Below are 328 nucleotides of genomic sequence, written 5' to 3' on the forward strand. Positions count from 1 at the left end.
GCGTTGCGGGCGCAGGCGGAGGCTTTGCGTGCGTTCGTGGCGGAGCGGTCTGGGGTTGATGTTCCTGGTGTGGCGGCTGGGCTGGCCGGGGCGCGGTCGGTGTTCGAGCATCGGGGTGTGGTGGTCGGTCGGGACCGGGAGGAGGTCCTGGCTGGTTTGGGGGTGTTGGCGTCGGGTGGTGTGGCGCCGGGTGTGGTGTCGGGTGTGGCGATCAGCGGTCGGCGTGTGGTGTTCGTGTTCCCTGGTCAGGGGTCGCAGTGGGTGGGGATGGCGGCGGGGTTGTGGGAGTCGTCTGCGGTGTTCGCGGGGGCGATGGAGCGGTGTGAGG

The 328-nt window shown here is 70.7% G+C and carries 1 protein-coding gene; it reads left to right on the forward strand.

Annotated features, from left to right (window positions below; translation table 11 throughout):
* Positions 1-69: 69 nt before the first annotated feature.
* Positions 70-328: acyltransferase domain-containing protein (locus H5J33_RS36625; RefSeq protein ID WP_309485588.1), on the forward strand; the 259-nt coding region annotated here is incomplete at its 3' end.

The organism is Streptomyces sp. WELS2 (assembly GCF_013870595.1).
Classification (GTDB): domain Bacteria; phylum Actinomycetota; class Actinomycetes; order Streptomycetales; family Streptomycetaceae; genus Streptomyces.